This is a genomic window from Paenibacillus sp. V4I3, assembly GCF_030817215.1.
In the GTDB taxonomy this organism is placed as follows: Bacteria; Bacillota; Bacilli; order Paenibacillales; family NBRC-103111; genus Paenibacillus_E.
Window position 1 is genome coordinate 5269785 of the sequence record NZ_JAUSZA010000001.1, and the last position, 19460, is coordinate 5289244.

The 19460-nt window shown below is 45.1% G+C and carries 19 protein-coding genes and 1 pseudogene; all 20 read right to left on the reverse strand.

Features of this window, described 5'->3' with window-relative positions:
• Positions 1-67: 67 nt before the first annotated feature.
• Positions 68-328, reverse strand: coding sequence for a hypothetical protein (locus QFZ77_RS24350; protein ID WP_307443310.1), 261 nt, complete (start codon positions 326-328; stop codon positions 68-70).
• 15 nt (positions 329-343) lie between these two features.
• On the reverse strand, positions 344-724 hold the full coding sequence (locus tag QFZ77_RS24355) for a hypothetical protein (protein ID WP_307443311.1): 381 nt from the start codon (positions 722-724) through the stop codon (positions 344-346).
• A 14-nt stretch (positions 725-738) separates the two neighbouring features.
• Positions 739-1782 carry a rod shape-determining protein gene (gene mreB / locus QFZ77_RS24360; RefSeq protein WP_307443312.1) on the reverse strand — a complete coding sequence of 348 codons (1044 nt, stop codon included), beginning with the start codon at positions 1780-1782 and terminating at the stop codon, positions 739-741.
• 172 nt (positions 1783-1954) lie between these two features.
• Positions 1955-2860 (reverse strand): S-layer homology domain-containing protein, encoded by a 906-nt coding sequence (locus QFZ77_RS24365; RefSeq protein ID WP_307443314.1) that lies wholly within the window; start codon positions 2858-2860, stop codon positions 1955-1957.
• A 311-nt stretch (positions 2861-3171) separates the two neighbouring features.
• A pseudogene (locus QFZ77_RS24370) lies at positions 3172-3288 on the reverse strand (class I SAM-dependent methyltransferase); the annotation flags it as partial.
• A 131-nt stretch (positions 3289-3419) separates the two neighbouring features.
• On the reverse strand, positions 3420-3890 hold the full coding sequence (locus tag QFZ77_RS24375; RefSeq protein ID WP_307443315.1) for a GNAT family N-acetyltransferase: 471 nt from the start codon (positions 3888-3890) through the stop codon (positions 3420-3422).
• A gap of 25 nt (positions 3891-3915) precedes the next feature.
• Complete coding sequence (locus QFZ77_RS24380) at positions 3916-4476, reverse strand: hypothetical protein (protein WP_307443317.1); 561 nt, start codon at positions 4474-4476, stop codon at positions 3916-3918.
• 41 nt (positions 4477-4517) lie between these two features.
• The gene (locus QFZ77_RS24385; RefSeq protein WP_307443318.1) at positions 4518-4865 is read right to left on the reverse strand and encodes a DUF962 domain-containing protein; all 348 of its coding nucleotides are present in this window, start codon (positions 4863-4865) and stop codon (positions 4518-4520) included.
• A gap of 12 nt (positions 4866-4877) precedes the next feature.
• Positions 4878-5234, reverse strand: coding sequence for a hypothetical protein (locus QFZ77_RS24390; RefSeq protein WP_307443320.1), 357 nt, complete (start codon positions 5232-5234; stop codon positions 4878-4880).
• A gap of 171 nt (positions 5235-5405) precedes the next feature.
• Complete coding sequence (locus QFZ77_RS24395) at positions 5406-6260, reverse strand: 3-hydroxybutyryl-CoA dehydrogenase (RefSeq protein ID WP_307443321.1); 855 nt, start codon at positions 6258-6260, stop codon at positions 5406-5408.
• Between the two features lie 21 nt (positions 6261-6281).
• A complete protein-coding gene (locus QFZ77_RS24400; RefSeq protein ID WP_307443322.1) occupies positions 6282-7463 on the reverse strand; it encodes an acetyl-CoA C-acetyltransferase in 1182 nt (393 codons plus the stop codon).
• A gap of 20 nt (positions 7464-7483) precedes the next feature.
• Positions 7484-8128, reverse strand: a complete 645-nt coding sequence (locus tag QFZ77_RS24405) for a 2-oxo acid dehydrogenase subunit E2 (protein WP_307443323.1) — start codon at positions 8126-8128, stop codon at positions 7484-7486.
• Positions 8129-8140: 12 nt separating this feature from the next.
• Positions 8141-9121: an alpha-ketoacid dehydrogenase subunit beta gene (locus QFZ77_RS24410; protein ID WP_307443325.1), complete on the reverse strand. Its 981-nt coding sequence runs from the start codon at positions 9119-9121 to the stop codon at positions 8141-8143.
• The gene (locus QFZ77_RS24415; protein WP_307443326.1) at positions 9122-10132 is read right to left on the reverse strand and encodes a thiamine pyrophosphate-dependent dehydrogenase E1 component subunit alpha; all 1011 of its coding nucleotides are present in this window, start codon (positions 10130-10132) and stop codon (positions 9122-9124) included.
• Positions 10133-10156: 24 nt separating this feature from the next.
• A complete protein-coding gene (icmF, locus tag QFZ77_RS24420) occupies positions 10157-13393 on the reverse strand; it encodes a fused isobutyryl-CoA mutase/GTPase IcmF (protein WP_307449818.1) in 3237 nt (1078 codons plus the stop codon).
• 53 nt (positions 13394-13446) lie between these two features.
• Positions 13447-14589 carry an acyl-CoA dehydrogenase gene (locus QFZ77_RS24425; RefSeq protein ID WP_307443328.1) on the reverse strand — a complete coding sequence of 381 codons (1143 nt, stop codon included), beginning with the start codon at positions 14587-14589 and terminating at the stop codon, positions 13447-13449.
• An 85-nt stretch (positions 14590-14674) separates the two neighbouring features.
• Complete coding sequence (gene prpB / locus QFZ77_RS24430; RefSeq protein WP_307443330.1) at positions 14675-15583, reverse strand: methylisocitrate lyase; 909 nt, start codon at positions 15581-15583, stop codon at positions 14675-14677.
• A gap of 39 nt (positions 15584-15622) precedes the next feature.
• The gene (locus QFZ77_RS24435) at positions 15623-17071 is read right to left on the reverse strand and encodes a bifunctional 2-methylcitrate dehydratase/aconitate hydratase (RefSeq protein WP_307443331.1); all 1449 of its coding nucleotides are present in this window, start codon (positions 17069-17071) and stop codon (positions 15623-15625) included.
• Complete coding sequence (gene mmgD / locus QFZ77_RS24440; protein ID WP_307443332.1) at positions 17068-18219, reverse strand: citrate synthase; 1152 nt, start codon at positions 18217-18219, stop codon at positions 17068-17070. Before mmgD ends, QFZ77_RS24435 begins: the two co-directional genes overlap by 4 nt.
• 39 nt (positions 18220-18258) lie before the next feature.
• Entirely contained in the window at positions 18259-19401 is a 1143-nt protein-coding gene (locus QFZ77_RS24445; protein WP_307443333.1) for an acyl-CoA dehydrogenase, read from the reverse strand.
• Positions 19402-19460: the final 59 nt, after the last annotated feature.

Sequence of the window (19460 nt, forward strand, 5' to 3'; positions counted from 1 at the left end):
ATTTATTTCTGAAAAATAACCAAAAAAAACCGATCCTTGATGACCAAGGAACGGCTTCTTTTTGGTATTAATTATAAGTAATCTTTAAACCTAATTCCAGGGCACGGGCAAGCGCCCCTTCAGAAAATTTAGGTTTCTTATACTTCTCTTCAAACTCTTCTTTAGATAGCGGTGCCCAGATGAAATCTTTATTCTGATAGATCCACGTTTTGGTTCCCCAATCGACATGAACCGTCCGGCTCGCAACCTTTTTTACGATGCCAATCTCGATAATAACACCCGTTTTACCGAATATTTTGGCGCAGTATTTGTTAAGCATTTCGCTCACAACAACACCCCATTTCTATACGCCTGATCTTAGTGAATGAATGATACTTGAAGCTATTTCAACAGACTGTTCGTCTGCATGAAATTCATCACGAAAGGAATCAGCCAATACCTTATTAATCGCCTTACCGAGAGATGGAGCATCCAGATCATCTATATGTTTAGTGATATAAATGGTTATCGTTCGCGTTTCACCATCATACTCATCATCCGGACAATCCATCGCTAGAAGCTTTACGGGGTCCCATCTATCGATGTGGTGTTTCACGACCTCCATAATTGGCGTAGGGTCATAAGATAGGGATTCTAAATATTTATTCTCTTTCATGATTTCCTTTTTAATACTCCAAAGCATAACATTCATTTTCGTCTGATCAGATACTGCTCTAAATTTCAATAGAAAAGCCTCCTTTACAGGACGCTTTCTCGATCTTCTGTCACAATCTTTTCAGACCGCTCAATAATCGCCCCATTGAAGTTTATCATTTTCCCTGTACCATGAGCAATACATTCCATCGGGTGCTCTGCGAGATGAACAGGAACGCCTATGTCTTGCTGAAGCCGCTTATCCAACCCTTCCAGCAATGCGCCTCCCCCACATAACAGAATGCCCTGCTCCATCACATCACCAGCAAGTTCTGGCGGGCATTTCTCCATCGCGAGTCGAATGCATTCCAGAATCGATTTCACAAAATCATCCATAATCTCGTAAATTTCCTGCGATGAAATCGAAATCGTTCTGGGCAAGCCCTGCATGAGGTCACGCCCTCTTATATCCATCTTCACTTCTTTCAAAGGCATCACAACGGCAGCAACGTTCTTCTTGATCTCCTCCGCAGTCCGTTCTCCAATGGCCATATTATAAGTTTTCTTCACATATTCGATAATATCCTGATCAATTGACATGCCTCCACGGCGAACCGACTCACTTACGACAATTCCACCAAGTGAGATGATGGCTACTTGACTTGTCCCTCCGCCGATATCAAGTACCATACTTCCAATTGGTTCTGCAACAGGAAGCCCGGCGCCCATAGCTGCAGCTAATGGCTCCTCGATGGTGATCGATCTTCTTGCTCCTTTATGTACAATCATTTCTTCAACGGCACGCTTCTGCACATTCGTTATTCCACAAGGCACGGAGATCAGCACTTGGAAGCTGCGAAACCATTGATAACCTCTTTTTATTTTGCCTATAAAATACTTCAGCATCGCTAAGGTCATATCAAAATTGGCTATAACCCCATCCTTTAAGGGATAGATTACTTCCACATTAGCAGGAGTTCTTCCAATCATATTATAGGCTTCTTGGCCAAAAGCTTTAATTTCCCCCGTATCCGTTTGAATGGCGACGACAGATGGCTCTGACAATACAATCCCTTTTTTTTGTTGATAAATAAGTGTGTTACAGGTGCCCAGGTCGACTCCAAACAGTTCTTCCAATCTCTTTAACATGACTCGCTCCTTCTCGCTGTTCAATAGACTATGCCCATAGTAGCGTGTATATTATTTGATTTTGACTTAACTGCATCTTCATACTTGTTCGCATAAAGCAGCCATTCTAGGGGGGTAAGCCAAAAAATGCCACCCACCATATAGGTGAGCGGCACTCTCAAGTAAGCTTAATTTAGTTGGCAGCTGCTGGTTCTGCTACTGCTTTATAAGCGGAGGAAACGTAAGTTACGGCTTTCGCCTCCGTTATCACATCAGCATACATCGTGTCTGGTTTTGGATCTTGCAGGGTATACGAAATCACCGCTTGACCGTTTTGGTCAAATCGAACATTTTGAATGGTAATACTGTAACCTGAATTCGGTTTTTGACCTCTTGATAAGGTAACCTTGTTCACATCGTCAGTTACTTTCTCCACAGTTACGGATACCTCTTCAATAGGTGCCGGTTTTTGGATATGTGTTTCTAAGACGCGAATCGCATTAAAGATCCATCCAGCAGCTTCACCGCGAGTAAGCTCGGCTTTGGGATTAAACTTGCCATTATTGTCTAGAACGGCAATTTTGTAAAGCAGCAAACGTTGTAGAGCCCCTTGATACTCGGGTGTAATTTGATCCTCATCTTTGATCGGGATAAACATTTTCACCAGTGGGAAATTGCCCTTCTTTTCCAAAGCTCGTACGAGCATTTCCCCAAATTGTTCACGAGTTATCGTAGCGTTCGGGTTTACATCCTTCGGAATGTTCATACCGTTGTAGTGCGCTATGATAAAGGCCTCCGCATACCAAGCATCATTCGGAATGTTGGTAAAAGTGTCAGAAGCTAATGGCTGTTTAATAAAACGCAATGTATCCATATTTAAATTCATGCCTTTAACAATCATTTGAACGGTTTGAGCATAACTAATTTTTCCTTTTGGGACGAAATGATCCTTATCAATACCGCTCACGATTCCGCGTTCTTGTAGAGCAGAGATTGCTGCTGCTTGTCCTTCCTCTACATCCGTAAAAGCGAAGGCACTGCTAAAAGTCAAACTGCTAACTAAAGCTGTCGTCAAAGTTAAAGCTGCTATCTTTTTCATAGTTAATTCTCTCCTTTTAGTTGATTATCTTATTACACTCTATTAACGTATCGTACGTGATAAATGTTTCAGTGATTTCAAAAAAAAATAAAACCGAAGGATTTCCCCCGGCTTAATCATCTTTTAAATGAAGTTCAAACTTCTTTTCAGATCATGAATTATTCTCCTTATTTCTTTGAACGACGTACGTCAAACAATCACTCTTAAGCAGAATTTCGCGCCCATTTCTCTCTATATTAAATTGCAATGCTTTTAAAGTAGTAAATATTATTGTCCAGTCTGGATACGCCGATGATAATAATTGTTTGGCATACTGTTTTTACTGGCTTTGATAGCCATGATCCCTCTTCAAATAATTTGTAGTTATCATAACAAGCTTCATGATATTTCCGCTCTTCATCTCTAATGATTTTGATCCTATTGTCCATTTTTGTTTTCCTCATTTTCTTCTGGAAAAACTGCAACTATTATTCAAAAAGAAATACATTCACACGGATATCATCTTTACCACACCGGGCGTGACGATTCCAGAGATCTATTCGCAGATAATACAAATGGATTAATACAGTTTCTTACTCATTACATACCAGCTATCTGCTCGATCAGGATAAAATTCATGTTCAATTACTTCGTATTTGAGCCGTTTATACATATCTATGTTTTCTGGAATCGACAACCTTACCGCAACTTTTGATTCTTTAATTCCCATTGACAATGCTTTGTTTTCTATAAAATTTAATAAAGATTTACATATTCCTCTTCCGCGATATTCCCGTATAACTGAAACTCTCCCAATATAAATATAATGTTCAATAAATCTATATCTAGCTGAGCCTACAGCCATAATTCCATTCCATGCTAATACGGCTCCTCCACCTTCTTTAAAGGTATTTATTACATTTTGAGTCGTTTCTGAAAGTGCTCCTGAAGGTGGATTCAGTTTCCCACTATATTCCATAAATGATTCTTGCATTGTACGAAATACAATGTCTACTTCTTCTATTTTGGCTTCTCTAATTTCTATTGACATGGTATACACAATCCTCACTCTATGTCTAATTGTTATCCGCTTTTCTATATTTACTTTCAAAAAGTGAAACAAACTCTTCAATTTTAATCATATTCTGCTCAAGTGTTCTTAATTTCTGTTCATCGATATTTAGCAATCCACTCGCGTTTCCAGTAAATAAAGAAAAAAATTCTAAAAGACCAATTGAGGTCTCAAAACCTAATAACTTACTAAACCTCCCCATTTCATAAGATAATTCAGTTGGCTTGATCTGCATGCCCATTTGCAATAATAATCTATCGTTTTCATATGGCCAATCCCTTTTTGATGAACCCAACATACCATTCATTTCTTGCAGGGCAAGGGATCTTAAGTCTTCATCATATTGCTCAAATTCAACCGCACCTTTCAGGTCTAAATAAAACTCTATTTCGTTACAACATATAGAAAAGCATCGCACAGTTGAGGTCCACTCTTTATATTCGGTTGATTTCAGTACGAGTTCTCTTGCCACGGCAGGTGTTGTTCCTTGTTTCAATAGCGTTCTTGTTAGTCGTTCAATGCTCTGACAAACTTCCCAATCTACTTCAAATTTTTCATCATTCATTTTTTTATCCCTTACTTAACGAATTTTTAGTTCAATCATTCTCAATCCTCACGTTTCTCATTTAACCATTTGTTCAAAATTTCTTTGCCAGTTGCAATCTCAATCGTCTTTATAAAAAACCATGTAAACCCAGAATAGAAACCTATAAGTGGGTAGCGAAACGATGCCGGTTTATTCCCCTCAAAATAGAAATGTCCTATCCACGATAAAAGGTAATGTAACATGGCTAGTATCAGCGTTGCTTTTAGACTATAAAACAAAAATAGCCAAGCCATAAAAGCCGACATAAAAGCAAAATAGTGCAGTATACGATTGGTCTTATTCTGATGCTCTTTCAAATAATAATCTAAATCGCGTTGAACTCGATGTATGAACTTCTTTAGTCTCATCTCAATTTTTCCTCATTTTTTAGTGTCCATATCTTTATTTTTATCATTCACTTTGTTCAAATAAGCCTCAAGCTCATCTTCAATTTCTACATTAATCTTTTCAAGTTCCTTTTGTTCGGATTCACTACGCACTTCAAGTTCAAGTTCCTCTTCAATTTCCTCATTCGACATATGAAAATCGTTACGATCCACGATGCCTAATCGTTCTTTAATTCTCTGTATATCATCATACATTTTTTTGTTTCTTTGATGTGCACTTAGAACAAGCCCAAAAATAACAGCCAGTAAAACGATTCCCCCAAATGGCCCTAAATAAATAGAAATCAGTATTGCAAAAATAATGGCTGTAATTATCCCAATAATCGTCATTCGTTTATTCCTTTCAGTGGTTGATCAATTTTTCATCAAAAACTTCCTTTGTTTTAATTCAATAAATCCCAAAATATCCCTGCACAAACTCCCCCCTTTCTCAAATATACTTATAGTCGAATCAAAATGGACAGCCCCCTGTGAAGTGACTGTCCAATGGTATCCTTATTTTCAACCATGATACGAATAAAACCCCTGACCAGATTTGCGCCCCAAACGCCCTGCTTTCACATACTTCCGCAGAAGTGGACATGGGCGATATTTCGAATCCTTAAAGCCTTCATAAAGAATTTCCATGATGGATAGACATGTATCCAACCCGATGAAATCCGCCAACTCTAGCGGTCCCATGGGGTGCTTCATGCCTAGCTTCATCACGGTGTCGACCGATTCAACAGATGCAACACCTTCATAAACGGTAAAAACAGCTTCGTTAATCATCGGCATTAAGATACGATTCGACACAAACCCTGGAAAGTCTTTCACTTCTACAGGGGTCTTCCCCATTCTTTCACTCAATTTATATACAGCTTCGAACACTTCCTGCGAGGTTTCCAAACCTCGGATGACTTCAACTAAAGGCATAACCGGTACTGGGTTCATGAAATGCATGCCAATCACCTGGGCCGGACGCCCCGTCACCGCGGCAATTTCGGTAATGGGAAGCGATGACGTATTCGATGCCAGTATTACTCTAGGCGGGCAAATGGCATCCAGCCTTTGGAATAGTGAAGTTTTCAACACCATATTCTCGGAAATGGCTTCTATTACAAGATCAACCTGTTCCGCGTGTTCTAATTGCTCCGCAGGTTGTATTCGACTTAGAATTTCAGCCTTTCTTGCTTCTGTAAGGCCCCCGTTCTCAACACCTCTAGATAGTTGTTTGTTTATCGAAGCTAATCCTTTGTCAATAAAAGCCATGGAAATATCATGCAATAACACCTTCAAGCCTGAAGCAGCAGCAACTTGAACGATGCCGCTCCCCATTTGTCCCGCACCAGCAACCATGATACTCTGTATATTCATCTATTCACCCCCGCCACAAACTTATGGATCTACATGCAAAAGAATGGCGTCCCCTTGAGCTGCACCGCTGCATATCGCGGCAATCCCATAGCCTCCGCCAATTCTCCGCAGTTCATGGATCAAAGTGAGTATGATTCGCGCCCCGCTGGCACCAATGGGATGACCAAGTGCAATTGCTCCCCCATTTACGTTGACTCGCTCCGGATTCCAGCCAAGCAATCTTCCGCTGGTTAACATAACGGCCGCAAAGGCCTCATTTACTTCGATCCTGTCAATTTGCTCCAAAGACATAGCCGTTTGACGCAACAGCTTCAGAATCGCCGTAGCTGGTGTGGTCGCGATATATGGCGCTCTTTCACCTACAGCAGCGTGACCAATAATCCTTGCCAGAGGCTTTATCCCCTGAGAAACAGCCTTTTCTTTGGACATGACCACCATGGCAGCTGCGCCGTCATTAACGCCGGGGGCGTTCCCAGCTGTTATAGTGCCATCCTCTGTGAACAAAGAAGGTAATGCAGTAAGTTTTTCAAGACTTGTATCTGCTCTAGGGACTTCGTCTTGACTAATTTCAATTGTTCCATCCTTTTTCTCGATGGTTACTGGGACGATTTCCTCCGCAAAATATCCCCTATTCATCGCTTCTACGGCTCGAATATGACTGCGGAGTGCCCAATCATCCTGTGATTCGCGGCTAATTCCGAACTCTGCGGCTACAGTGCTGCCATGAACAATCATATGCACGTTGTGAAATGAACACCATAGACCGTCATGAATCATGAGATCCACGAGGCTTTGATCTCCCATTCTTGCTCCCCACCGGGCGCTTGGCAGGGCAAATGGTGCATTGCTCATGCTTTCCATCCCGCCGGCTACGATACTATCTGCATCCCCTGAACGTATGATTTGATCTGCCATTGTTACACTTCTCAGGCCGGAAGCGCATACTTTGTTAATGGTCTCCGTCGTCACTCTCCAGTCCAGACCGGCCCATCGGGCAGCCTGACGAGAGGGAATTTGTCCTGTTCCTCCCTGCAGTACCATCCCCATAAGCACTTCGTCAATGGTTGCCGGATCAATCGAAGATCGGATGATCGCCTCTTTAATCGCTGTTCCACCAAGAACAACAGCCGGGACTTCTTTCAAAGCGCCGCCAAATTTACCGAATGGAGTTCGGGCACCGCCCACAATCACACTTTCTCTCATAGAATAGTCCTCCATGATTCTCAATAAATGATCGTTTCTTGATCATATTGTTCCAAATAATGCTTAACCCGCTGCATGAAACGACTGCAAATCATCCCGTCCACAATCCGTTGATCATAGGAAACACAAAGTTTGGCTATCGATCGGATCGCAATCATCTCCTGAATGACTACAGGCTTACGTACGATGGACTCAAAAGTCAGTATGGCCGCCTGCGGATTATGAATGATTGGACAGGAAAGCAAGGATCCTACCGAGCCGGTGTTACTAAATGTAAATGAACCCTCTAATAAATCGGCAGGCAGTAATAATCCACTTCTCGCCCTCATGACCAACTCATACAGCTCAATCGCGATTCCTGCTATGGATTTACGATCCGCATGATAGATCACAGGTGTTACGATGGTATCGTCGGCAAGAGCAACAACTATCGAAAGGTTGATATCCTTTTGGAAAAGAATGCTGCCCGAGTGCCAGGTTGAATTCAACATGGGGAACTCCTTCAAGGCATTCACGATCGGTTTCAATACGAAAGGGCTAAGCGAAAGCGGAACGCCCTCTCTACGCATAAAGTCGTCTTTCAACTCTTGCCGCAAGGCGACGAGGTTACTGACATCCACTTCGATCATCATCCAAGCATGGGGATTTTCAGAGATCCTCTGCATACCCAGCCTCCTTCAGATTTCCGCTAATTGGCGCATGGCTTCTTTGACGATGTCGACATTCGGCAGGTAAAACTTCTCTAAGGTTGGCGCCATGCCAACAGGGGGAATATCGGGAGGGCAGCATCTCATGATAGGTGCATCCAATTCGTATAATAGGTGTTCCGCTATTAGAGCCGATATTTCAGCTCCGATGCCACCTGTTTTATTATCCTCGTGGACGATCAATATTTTACCTGTTTTGGCTGCTGCCTCATAAATAGCAGGCTTATCGAGCGGATGAAGTGTCCGCAAATCCAATACTTCGGTACTAATTCCTTCTTGCTCCAGCTCGAAAGCCGCTTTAATTGCATAATGTACCGACAAACCGTAGGCAATCACTGTGATATCCATACCTTCGCGCCTTATGGCTGCTTTGCCAATAGGAACCGTGTAATCTTCTTCAGGTACTTCATCTGATATCGAAAGATAGCATTTCTTATGTTCGAAAAAAAGGACAGGATCCTCGTCCCGTACTGCCGCTTTCAGCAAACCTTTGGCATCATATGCTGTAGACGGCGCAACAATCTTGAGTCCTGGAGTGCCAAAAAACACTGATTCCGGACACTGTGAGTGATACAATCCGCCTCCGCCTGTCGCGCCGTAAGGTGCGCGAATGACGATTGGACAATGCCAGTCATTATTCGAGCGATAACGGATTTTCGCTGCCTCACTAATGATTTGATTAGCCGCCGGGAAAATAAAATCGGCAAACTGGATTTCCGCAATCGGCCTCATCCCGACCATAGCCGCTCCAATCGCAACACCCACAATGGCTGATTCCGAGAGAGGCGTGTCAAGGACTCTTAATTCACCGAACCGATCGCGCATGCCTTTCGTCGCATTCAAAACGCCGCCCTTCCCAATATCCTCTCCGAGCACAAAAACATGCTCATCGCGTTCCATTTCCTCCACCATCGCACGGCGAATGGCCTCCAAATACGTTAAGATTGGCATTTAAGCATCACCCCCATCTTCCGCATAAACATGCCGTAATACATCCTCGGGAGCCGGATATGGGGCTTTTTCAGCATATTTCGTTGCTTCATTCACTTCTTTTGTAACACTCTCATTCAGCACTTGTTCGATCTCTTCGGACATAACCCCACATTCGATCAAATAACGACGAAACCGCTGCAAGCCGTCCTGCTCCTTATGGTACTCTACCTCTTCTTTCGTCCGGTACAGCATATCGTCATCTGCTGTGGAATGCGGCGGGATCCGATAAAGCATCGCTTCAATCAACGTCGGCCCATACCCGCGAACGGCACGCTCCCTCGCTTCTTTGACCGCGCGATACACCTCAAGTGTGTCATTGCCGTCAACACGCTGACCTGGAAAGCCATAGCCTGCGGCACGATCAACAACGCGTCCGGCCACTTGTCTATGCGCAGGAATGGAAATGGCATACTGGTTATTTTCGCATAGGAAGATAACGGGCAGCTTGAATACACCGGCAAAATTGAACGCTTCGTGCACATCCCCTTGGTTGCTCGCCCCTTCGCCGAAGCTGACGAAAGCTACATGATCTTCCTTCCTCATCATGGCCGTCAGTGCGATGCCGACAGCGTGTAGGGCCTGTGTGGCAACCGGGCTTGATCCCGAAACGATATGATGCTTCTTATAACCAAAATGCCCTGGCATTTGCCTGCCACCGTTGATGTCCTCAGCTTTAAATAAGGCTGCCAGCATGAGTTCACGCACGGTCATACCCACCGTTAGGACAAAGGCATAATCCCTGTAATAAGGCAGAAAATAGTCATGCTGCTTATTTAATGCGAACGCCGCTGCTGCCTGGGTCGCTTCTTGACCTACACTAGAGATATGAAAGGCCGTTTTGCCTGACCGTTGAAGAAGTGTTGCTCGCTCGTCAAACTTCCTCGCTTTGAGCATGAAGGTATACATCTGCAGCACCTGTTCATCGGTTAAACCGAGCTGTTGATGTTTCGTATTTTGCTGAGAAGACATAGAAATTCCTCCTCTCTCCTGCTGCTACATATTTCTGCGATATTGCCCGCCTACCTGATAGAGCGCGTGAGTAATTTGCCCCAAACTGGCTACCTTGACCGTTTCCATCAATTCGGCGAAAATGTTGCCGCCATCAAGCGCTATTTGCTGCAGCTTTGCCAAAGCCTCGGTTGATTCTGCTTGGTGCCTCGAGAGAAACTCTCTGAGATTCGTAATTTGCTGCTCTTTTTCTTTCGACGTTGCGCGAGCTAGCGGGATATTCATGTCCTCATCTTTGGAAGGATTGGGATGAAGGAACGTATTTACCCCAATAATGGGCAGCTCGCCATGATGTTTTTTCATTTCATACAGCATCGATTCATTCTGGATTTTACCCCTTTGATACTGAGACTCCATAGCTCCGAGTACACCGCCCCTTTCACTAATTCGTTCTAATTCCTGCAGCACAGCCTCCTCAACCAAATCGGTCAACTCCTCGATGATAAACGAGCCCTGCAGCATGTTTTCGTTTTTAACAAAACCAAGTTCTTTTGTGATGATTAATTGAATAGCCATTGCTCGACGTACGGATTCCTCCGTTGGTGTTGTAATCGCCTCGTCATAAGAATTCGTATGAAGCGAGTTACAGTTATCAAGAAGGGCCATCAGTGCTTGCAGCGTGGTTCGGATATCATTAAAATCAATTTCCTGCGCATGCAGAGATCGCCCCGACGTTTGGATATGATATTTCAGTTTTTGGCTGCGTTCATTAGCGTTGTATTTGTTCTTCATAACCGTAGCCCAAATTCGGCGCGCCACTCGTCCAATCACCGTATATTCCGGATCAAGCCCATTGCTGAAAAAGAAGGACAGATTCGGTGCGAAGTCATCAATCGGCATGCATCTAGCCAGATAATACTCAACATAAGTAAATCCGTTAGCTAATGTAAAAGCGAGCTGTGAGATCGGATTCGCCCCAGCCTCGGCAATATGATAACCCGAAATAGAAACCGAGTAATAATTACGGACTTCATGATCGATAAAATATTGCTGAATATCGCCCATCATCCGCAGTGCGAACTCCGTTGAAAAAATACACGTATTCTGTCCCTGATCCTCCTTCAGAATGTCAGCCTGTACCGTCCCCCTCACCGATCTCAGCGTCTGCCCGCGGATCTGGTTAGCCTCCACGTCCGTTGGTAGTCTAACCTGCTCCCGGGAGAAGCGTTCGATCTGGAAATCGATGGCCGTGTTCATGTACATCGCAAGAAGTATCGGTGCAGGACCGTTGATCGTCATTGAAACCGAAGTTAAAGGATCGCAAAGATCGAACCCGGCATACAGCTTTTTCATATCGTCTAATGAACAGACACTAACCCCGCTCTCACCGATCTTGCCGTAAATGTCCTGCCGTTCATCAGGATCCTCCCCATACAAAGTGACGGAGTCGAAAGCCGTGCTGAGACGCTTGGCTTGATCATTCTGCGATAAATAATGAAATCGTAGATTGGTGCGTTCCGGCGTCCCTTCGCCTGCAAACTGGCGTTTGGGGTCCTCTGCTGTTCGTTTGAAAGGAAAAACACCTGCTGTAAAGGGGAATTCCCCCGGAACATTCTCACGGTACATCCAGCGAATGAGATCTCCTGCATCGCGGTATTTGGGCAGGCTCACCTTCGGGATGTCCAGACCTGACAAGCTTGACGTTGTTAGCTCTGTCACGTATTCTTTATCCCGTACTCGGGTAGTGAATGTTTTGCCTGTGTATTTTCTTTGCAGTTCCGGCCACTGAGCCAGCAGATGGCGTGTTTCTTTTTGCATACGCGTCTCGAGATTCATCTTTAGTGTTTGCAGCAAATTAATACTTTCGTCCGCTCCTAGCTCCTGCTGCAGGGCTGTAATCGCCCCTTCAATTTGATAGCAATTAGTAGCCAGCTCGGCTTCCCCTTCTGCGTAGGCATGATACGCCCGTACAGTATTCGCGATTTCTCCTAAATACCGTGTGCAATCAGTTGGTATGATGACATGCGTCTTAGCAGCAATATGACCAGTTGAAAATCCCTGAACAGGCCACTGCAAAGCACATTTTCGATTCAAGGTTTCGATGAGAGCGTTGAATAACGTATCCACGCCAGCATCGTTAAATTGACTAGCCATTGTTCCATAGACAGGCATGGTTTCAAAATTCAACTCAAATAATCCATGATTTCTCTGAACTTGCTTCTTCACATCCCGAAGTGCATCCGCAGAGCCTCTTCGGTCAAATTTATTAATCGCAATCAGGTCCGCGTAATCAAGCATATCAATCTTCTCTAATTGCGAAGGCGCGCCGAATTCGCTTGTCATCACATAGAGCGACACATCGGCTACTTCTGTGATCTGATGATCACCTTGACCAATTCCGCTGGTTTCCACCAAAACGAGATCAAAGCCGGCCGCCTTCAAGATGACAATGGCAGGAGCGATTGCCAGAGATAGCTCGTTGCCTGAGCCCCGTGTTGCCATACTTCGCATATACACGCGATCGTTGTGAACAGCATTCATGCGGATGCGATCCCCAAGCAAAGCGCCACCGCTTCGCTGCTTGGTTGGATCGACCGATAGGATGGCGATCGTTTTATCCGGGTACTGACGCAGGAAACGCTGGACTAATTCATCGGTTAGGGAGCTTTTCCCCGCTCCGCCCGTACCTGTGATGCCAACAACTGGACATGTGGCCCCATTTGACTGTTTACTTAATATCTCTATCTCCGATTTCGATTCCCTGCTTTCACAAGCTAGTTCGGCAGCTGTAATGAAGCGGGCTATCGACCTATGATCTTTGATTTGCCCTAGTCCGCTTACTTCATAACCTTGGACATAGCCAGAAACCGTACTAAAATCACACTCCTTCATCATGAAGTTAATCATCCCTTGCAAGCCAAGCTCCCTTCCATCGTCAGGGGAAAATAGGCGAGTAACGCCATAGTCATGCAGCATTTTGATTTCTGAAGGAAGGATCACACCCCCTCCGCCGCCGAAGACTTTGATCTCGAGTGCCCCTTTTTCCCGCAATAAATCAATCATATAAGTAAAGTACTCGACGTGCCCGCCTTGATACGATGAAACGGCAATTCCCTGAACATCCTCCTGAATAGCTGCTTGCACAATTTCCCTAACGGATCGGTTATGCCCTAGATGAATGACCTCCGCTCCACTGGCTTGAAGAATTCGCCGCATAATCGTAATGGACACATCATGGCCGTCAAATAAAGCCGAAGCCGATACGAATCTCACCTTATGCATCGCACGATAGTTGGTTTCCGAACCCACAGATGCCACGACTGCACCTCTCTTCCTCAATCAGCAAGAAGGCTTTGAGAAATGACCACTCGCTGGATTTCGTTCGTCCCTCCATAGATTTGCGTGATCTTGGCATCGCGCATATAACGTTCAACGGGGAACGCTTTTGTATAGCCATATCCTCCGAAGATTTGAACAGCTTCTACAGTCACCTCCATGGCCGTGTCTCCAGCAAAAAGCTTGGCATAAGCAGATTCTTTGCCGTATGATATCCCCTGACTTTCTCGCCAAGCGGCTTGATACGTCAGCAATCTGGCTGCCTCGATTTTTGTTGCCATATTCGCAAGCTTAAAGCCAATCGCCTGCTGCTGCGCAATCGGCTTACCAAACTGTTTGCGTTCTTTGGCATAGGCCAACGAGACATCCAGTGCTCCTTGCGCAATCCCTACCGCCTGAGCCGCGATTCCGATTCTAGCGCCATCAATCGTGCGCATTGCGATTTTATATCCTTCTCCTTCATTTCCAAGTAGGTTTTCCATGGGTATGCGGCAGTCGTCAAAGAGAATCTCCGTCGTCGGCGATGAGCGAATGCCCAATTTTCTTTCCTTTTTGCCAAATGTAAATCCGGGTGTGTCTTTCTCTACGATAAATGCGCTCCAGCCTTTGTGCTTTTGCAAAGGATCCGTCAAAGCGAACACGATATAAATTTCCGCAGCACCTGCATTGGTAATGAATTTTTTGGAGCCGTTTAATACATAGTGATCCCCATCTCGTATGGCTGTCGTTCCCATGGATCCAGCATCGGAGCCTGAGCCGATCTCTGTCAGACCGTATGCCCCAAGCTTCTTCCCTTCTGCCATCGGACGTAGAAACCTTATCTTCTGCTCTTCCGTCCCAAAGGTATAAATAGGCCAGCCTGCAAGCGAAATATGTGCCGATAGAGTAATACCTGTAGAAGCGCACACACGAGATAGTTCCTCTACAACAAGACAATAGGTCAGATAATCGGAGCCAAGCCCACCGTAGTTCTCAGCCCAAGGAATCCCCGTCAGACCAAGCTCTCCCATTTTGTTAAATAAGGCTCGATCAAACCGTTCATCCTCATCTCGAAGGGCAGCACTCGGTTCCACCTCATTTTCGGCGAAATCACGGACCATACTGCGAACCATTTCCAATTCCTCCGACAAGCTAAAGTCCATGCCAGTACGACCTCCTCTAGATGACTTAAGTGTACGCAAAGACCCCACCGATATCAGGAGATCAGTGAGGATGATTCAAAGGCCGCTAATCATTTTCATTCAAAATCGTTTTAGCAATTTTCCCATCTAATGCTTCATAATCGTAATACCGAATCGTATCATACAGCTCACTCCGGGTTTGCATATGGCTGATAGAGCCCTTTTGGGTTCCTGTCTGACTAATTTCCTCAAATACTCTTTCATAGGCTTTGGCAGCTACGCGAAGAGAAGTGACAGGATAAATAACCATATGAAATCCCCAGCTTTCAAATTGCTCCGCCGTATAATAAGGAGTTCGCCCGAATTCCGTCATATTGGCTAAAAGTGGGGCCTTCACTTCTTGGCTAAAGTGTTGAAAGTCTTCTTGACTCTCCAACGCTTCTGGAAAAATCGCATCCGCTCCGGCTGCGAGATATTGCTTTGCTCTATGAATCGCTTCACCTATTCCCTCGACGCTCTTGGCGTCCGTACGCGCAACGATAAATAATGTCGGACTCACGGCTTTGATCGTTCGAATTTTTTGAATCATTTCCTCAACCGAAATGAGCTTCTTTCCATTCAAATGTCCGCATTTTTTCGGCATTTCCTGATCCTCTATTTGAACGGCTGCGACTTTCGCCTCCACCATTTCCTTAGCTGTTCGTGCTACATTTAAAATACCGCCGAATCCGGTGTCTATATCGACAAGTAGAGGAAGACCGGATGCACGAACTAACTCTCGGGCACGTTCCGCCACCTCATTAGAGTAAATGAGGCCTAAATCAGGCAGTCCCCTGCTAGCTGTGTAAGCAGCTCCTGATAAATATATGGCTTTAAAATGAGCCTGTTTGGCTATTCTTGCTGCCATTCCGTCGTGGGTTCCGGGGATTTTGACAATTGGACCAGCACCAACAAGCTGACGAAATTCAGCGGCCAATCGTTGTTGATCCGGTTCTTCTTCAATCAGCCATGACATAAAGACCTCCTGCATCTCGCCGATTTTATTAACCAGTGGTCATATAATAAAATGCGCCATAAACTCATGAACAGGTGTTTGAATCAACCGCTCATAATCAAGTGAGAGCTTCCGTATTTCTGTCGTCTTCCTACGAGGAAACCGAGTAAGTAAATTTGCTTCATATTTCTCAATAACCTTAGGTAAACCTTCCTCACGCCGCCTTCGATGCCCGATCGGATACTCGCAAACCACTTTCTCCGTATTCGTACCGTCTTTGAAATCAACTTGGACCGCGTTGGCGATCGAACGTTTGTCAGGATCCAGGTAATCCTTGCTGTACTGCTCATTCTCGACAACGACCATTTTCTCCCTAAGCGCATCAATCCTAGGATCCTTAGCGACCATTTCTTCGTAATGCTCAGCTGTCAATGTACCAAACAGCAGCCCAATCGCTACCATGTATTGCAGACAATGATCCCGATCAGCAGGATTGTGCAAGGGTCCCTTCTTATCAATAATCCGAATCGCAGATTGATGGGTAGTCAATGTGATGTGTGCAATCTCATCCAGTCGCTTGTTTACCTTGGGGTACAACTGCAAAGCACATTCTACGGCCGTTTGAGCATGAAATTCAGCTGGAAATGATATTTTAAATAAAATATTCTCCATCACATAGGAGCCTAATGAACGACCTAATGTGAGTTCTTTTCCTTGAAATAAAACATCTTGGAAGCCCCAGTTTTTCGCAGTAAGTGCCGACGAATAGCCCATTTCTCCACCTACAGCCATCAAAGCTAACCGTACCCCACGACTTGTGGCATCACCGGCAGCCCATGATTTACGTGATCCTGTATTGGGAGCATGTCGATACGTTCTTAAGCTAGCTCCGTCAATCCATGCGTTAGAAAGGGCGCTGCACAGCTCTTCTCTGTTCGCCCCCAACATTGCCGCAGCAACGGCTGTCGAAGCTATTTTCACAAAATGAACATGATCCAGCCCCACACGATTTAAGCTGTTCTCAAGAGCAAGCACTCCTTGAATCTCATGCGCTTTAATCGTCATGGTGAGGACATCTTTCATAATGAGCGGCTTTTTCCCCTCAGCAGCTCGATTGCGGCTAAGATAATCGGCGACGGCAAGAATACTGCCTAAATTATCCGATGGATGCCCCCATTCAGCTGCCAGCCATGTATCGTTATAATCCAGCCAACGTATCATACAGCCGATATTAAAAGCCGCATGGACAGGGTCTAGCTCGTATCTCGTCCCCGGCACACGGGCGCCCCCCGATAAGTTCGCACCTGGTACAATCGGACCCAAATGCTTCGTACAATCCGGGAATCGTAAAGCGAGTAATCCGGTGCCAAGTGAATCCAATAAGACATGCTGTGCGATGCGATACGCTTCCTCACTTTCAATCCCTTTTGCCAATGTATAATCGGCAATTTCCTCTATTAAGGGATCAAAGGTCATCTCCTTATTTTCCAGATATCCAGAACTACTCATTCGTATTCGTCCTTTCTGCTTAAGCGACTCGGCTGCTGAGGAGGGTGTAGATCTCGAGGCCCCTTATAATGAACTCGTGGTCGAAAGAGTCGATTATTATCATGTTGTTCGATCACATGCGCGCTAATGCCGATCGTACGGGCAGCAAGAAATACCGGTGTAAACAAATCAATTGGAATCCCTAGCAAATAGTAAACAGGAGCTGCATAATAATCCAAATTCGGATGCAAATTCTTTTCTCGCTTCATGACTTCTTCCCCAAGGACACACATGTTGTAGAGCTCTGGTTGATTTTTGTCTACTGCGAGTTCAGCAAGCGCCTCTTTCATAAGCAGCGCACGGGGATCCGCTTTTTTCATATAAACCCGATGTCCAAAGCCCATAATTCGTTCTTTCTTTGCTAATTTATTCAGCATGAGTGCTTCAAGCTTTGCTTCCGATCCCGCTTCCAAAAGCATAGCCATGACCGCTTCATTCGCACCGCCGTGCAGAGTCCCTTTGAGTGAAGCAACCGCACCTGTTAATGCACCATAAAGATCGGATTGTGTGGATGCAATAACACGAGCAGCAAACGTAGAATTCGGCATTTCATGCTCACTATAGACGATCAGTGATTGATCAAAGATAGCTTCTTCCATCTTGGTTGGGACGCGTCCTGTGATCATATATAAGAAATTAGCTGTATAGGATAGCACTTTGCGCGGGTCTATGAATGGCTGCTTCGTTTGCGCGCGATACCCATTGGCTACAATTTCCGGCACTTTCGCGAGCAATCGAATGGCTTTACGGGTATTGGCTTCTCTAGAACGATCCTCAAGATCTACATCGTAACTAGCTATAGCTGAGATGCCTGTTCGCAGAACATCCATGAAGTCGGCTTCCTCGGGGAGTAGTTGTAGAATTGCATTCACATTTGGAGGTAATCCATATTCCGATCTCAACTTCTCTTCGATCGAATGCCGTTCATCTGGATTAGGCAGCACTCCGTTTAGAAGCAGCCCTACAATATCCAGATAGGTTACATGTTGGGCAAGCTCAATAAGGTCATATCCGCGAACAACAATTTCCTCCTTCTCCACATCCAGATACGAGATGTTCGTCTCGCTAGCAATGACATTTTCAAGTCCAGGCAAATAGTCTTCACTCATCTCATCGCTCTCCCTTCCTCCGTTCGTTCTTTCATTCAGTCAGTCGGCAAGAAGCATTCGGGATATCACAATACGCTGAATCTCGTTCGTCCCTTCGTATATCTGGGTTACCTTCGCATCGCGCAAAAACCGCTCTACAGGGAAATCCTTGGTATAGCCGTCGTCTCCAAATATTTGCACAGCCTCAATGCAGACCTGAACAGCGGTATCACTGGCGAAAAGCTTGGCAATAGCAGCTTGCTTCCCATATGTTAACCCCTTGCTTTCCCGCCAGGCGGCCTGATAGGCAAGCAGTCTAGCTGCTTCAATGTGAGTTGCCATATCAGCGATTTTATAAGCAATCGTTTGCTGCCCACCAATCGGCTTTGCCAATTGATTTCGTTCTTTTGCATAAGCAATTGAAGCATCTAGAGCACCTTGCGCAATTCCAAGTGCTTGAGCAGCAATTCCGATACGTCCGCCATCCAGACTTTTCATGGCAATTCGGAAGCCTTCACCCTCCGGCCCTAGCAAGTTTTCCGCTGGAACACGGCAATTCTCAAACCTCAATTCCATTGTCGGTGATGAACGGATGCCTAGCTTCTTTTCTTTGCTGCCAAAAATGAATCCAGCAGCTCCCTTTTCTACGATAAAGGCACTGCACCCTTTTTGCCTTTGCTGCATATCTGTCATCGCAAAAACGATGTAAACCTCCGCCTCCCCTCCATTTGTAACAAATAGTTTGGAGCCGTTAAGGACATAACTGTCCCCGTCCTTTATCGCTGTTGTCCTCATTGCCCCAGCATCGGAGCCGGAACCACTTTCCGTTAAGCTATAAGCTCCTAGCTTCTTGCCTTCTGCTAAAGGCCGCAAAAACTTTTGTTTCTGTTCTTCTGTGCCATACCTGTAAATCGCCCAACTGACTAAAGAGGTATGAACGGAAAGCATAACTCCTGTGGAACCACATACCCTAGAAAGCTCTTCGATGACCATGGCATAGGTCAGAAAATCGGACGCAAGCCCACCGTACGCTGCAGGCCACGGAATGCCCGTCAAACCAAGCTTCCCCATTTTATCGAACAAATTACGATCAAATCTCTCTTCTTCATCCCGCTGTGCAGCCGTCGGCTCTACCTCGTTAATCGCAAAATCACGCACCATGAAACGAATCATGTTCTGTTTATCCGTATAGGACACATGCATTCGACTGCCTCCTTCGACATGATGGACATTTCTTCATGTTCTGCCGAGGAAAAATTCGG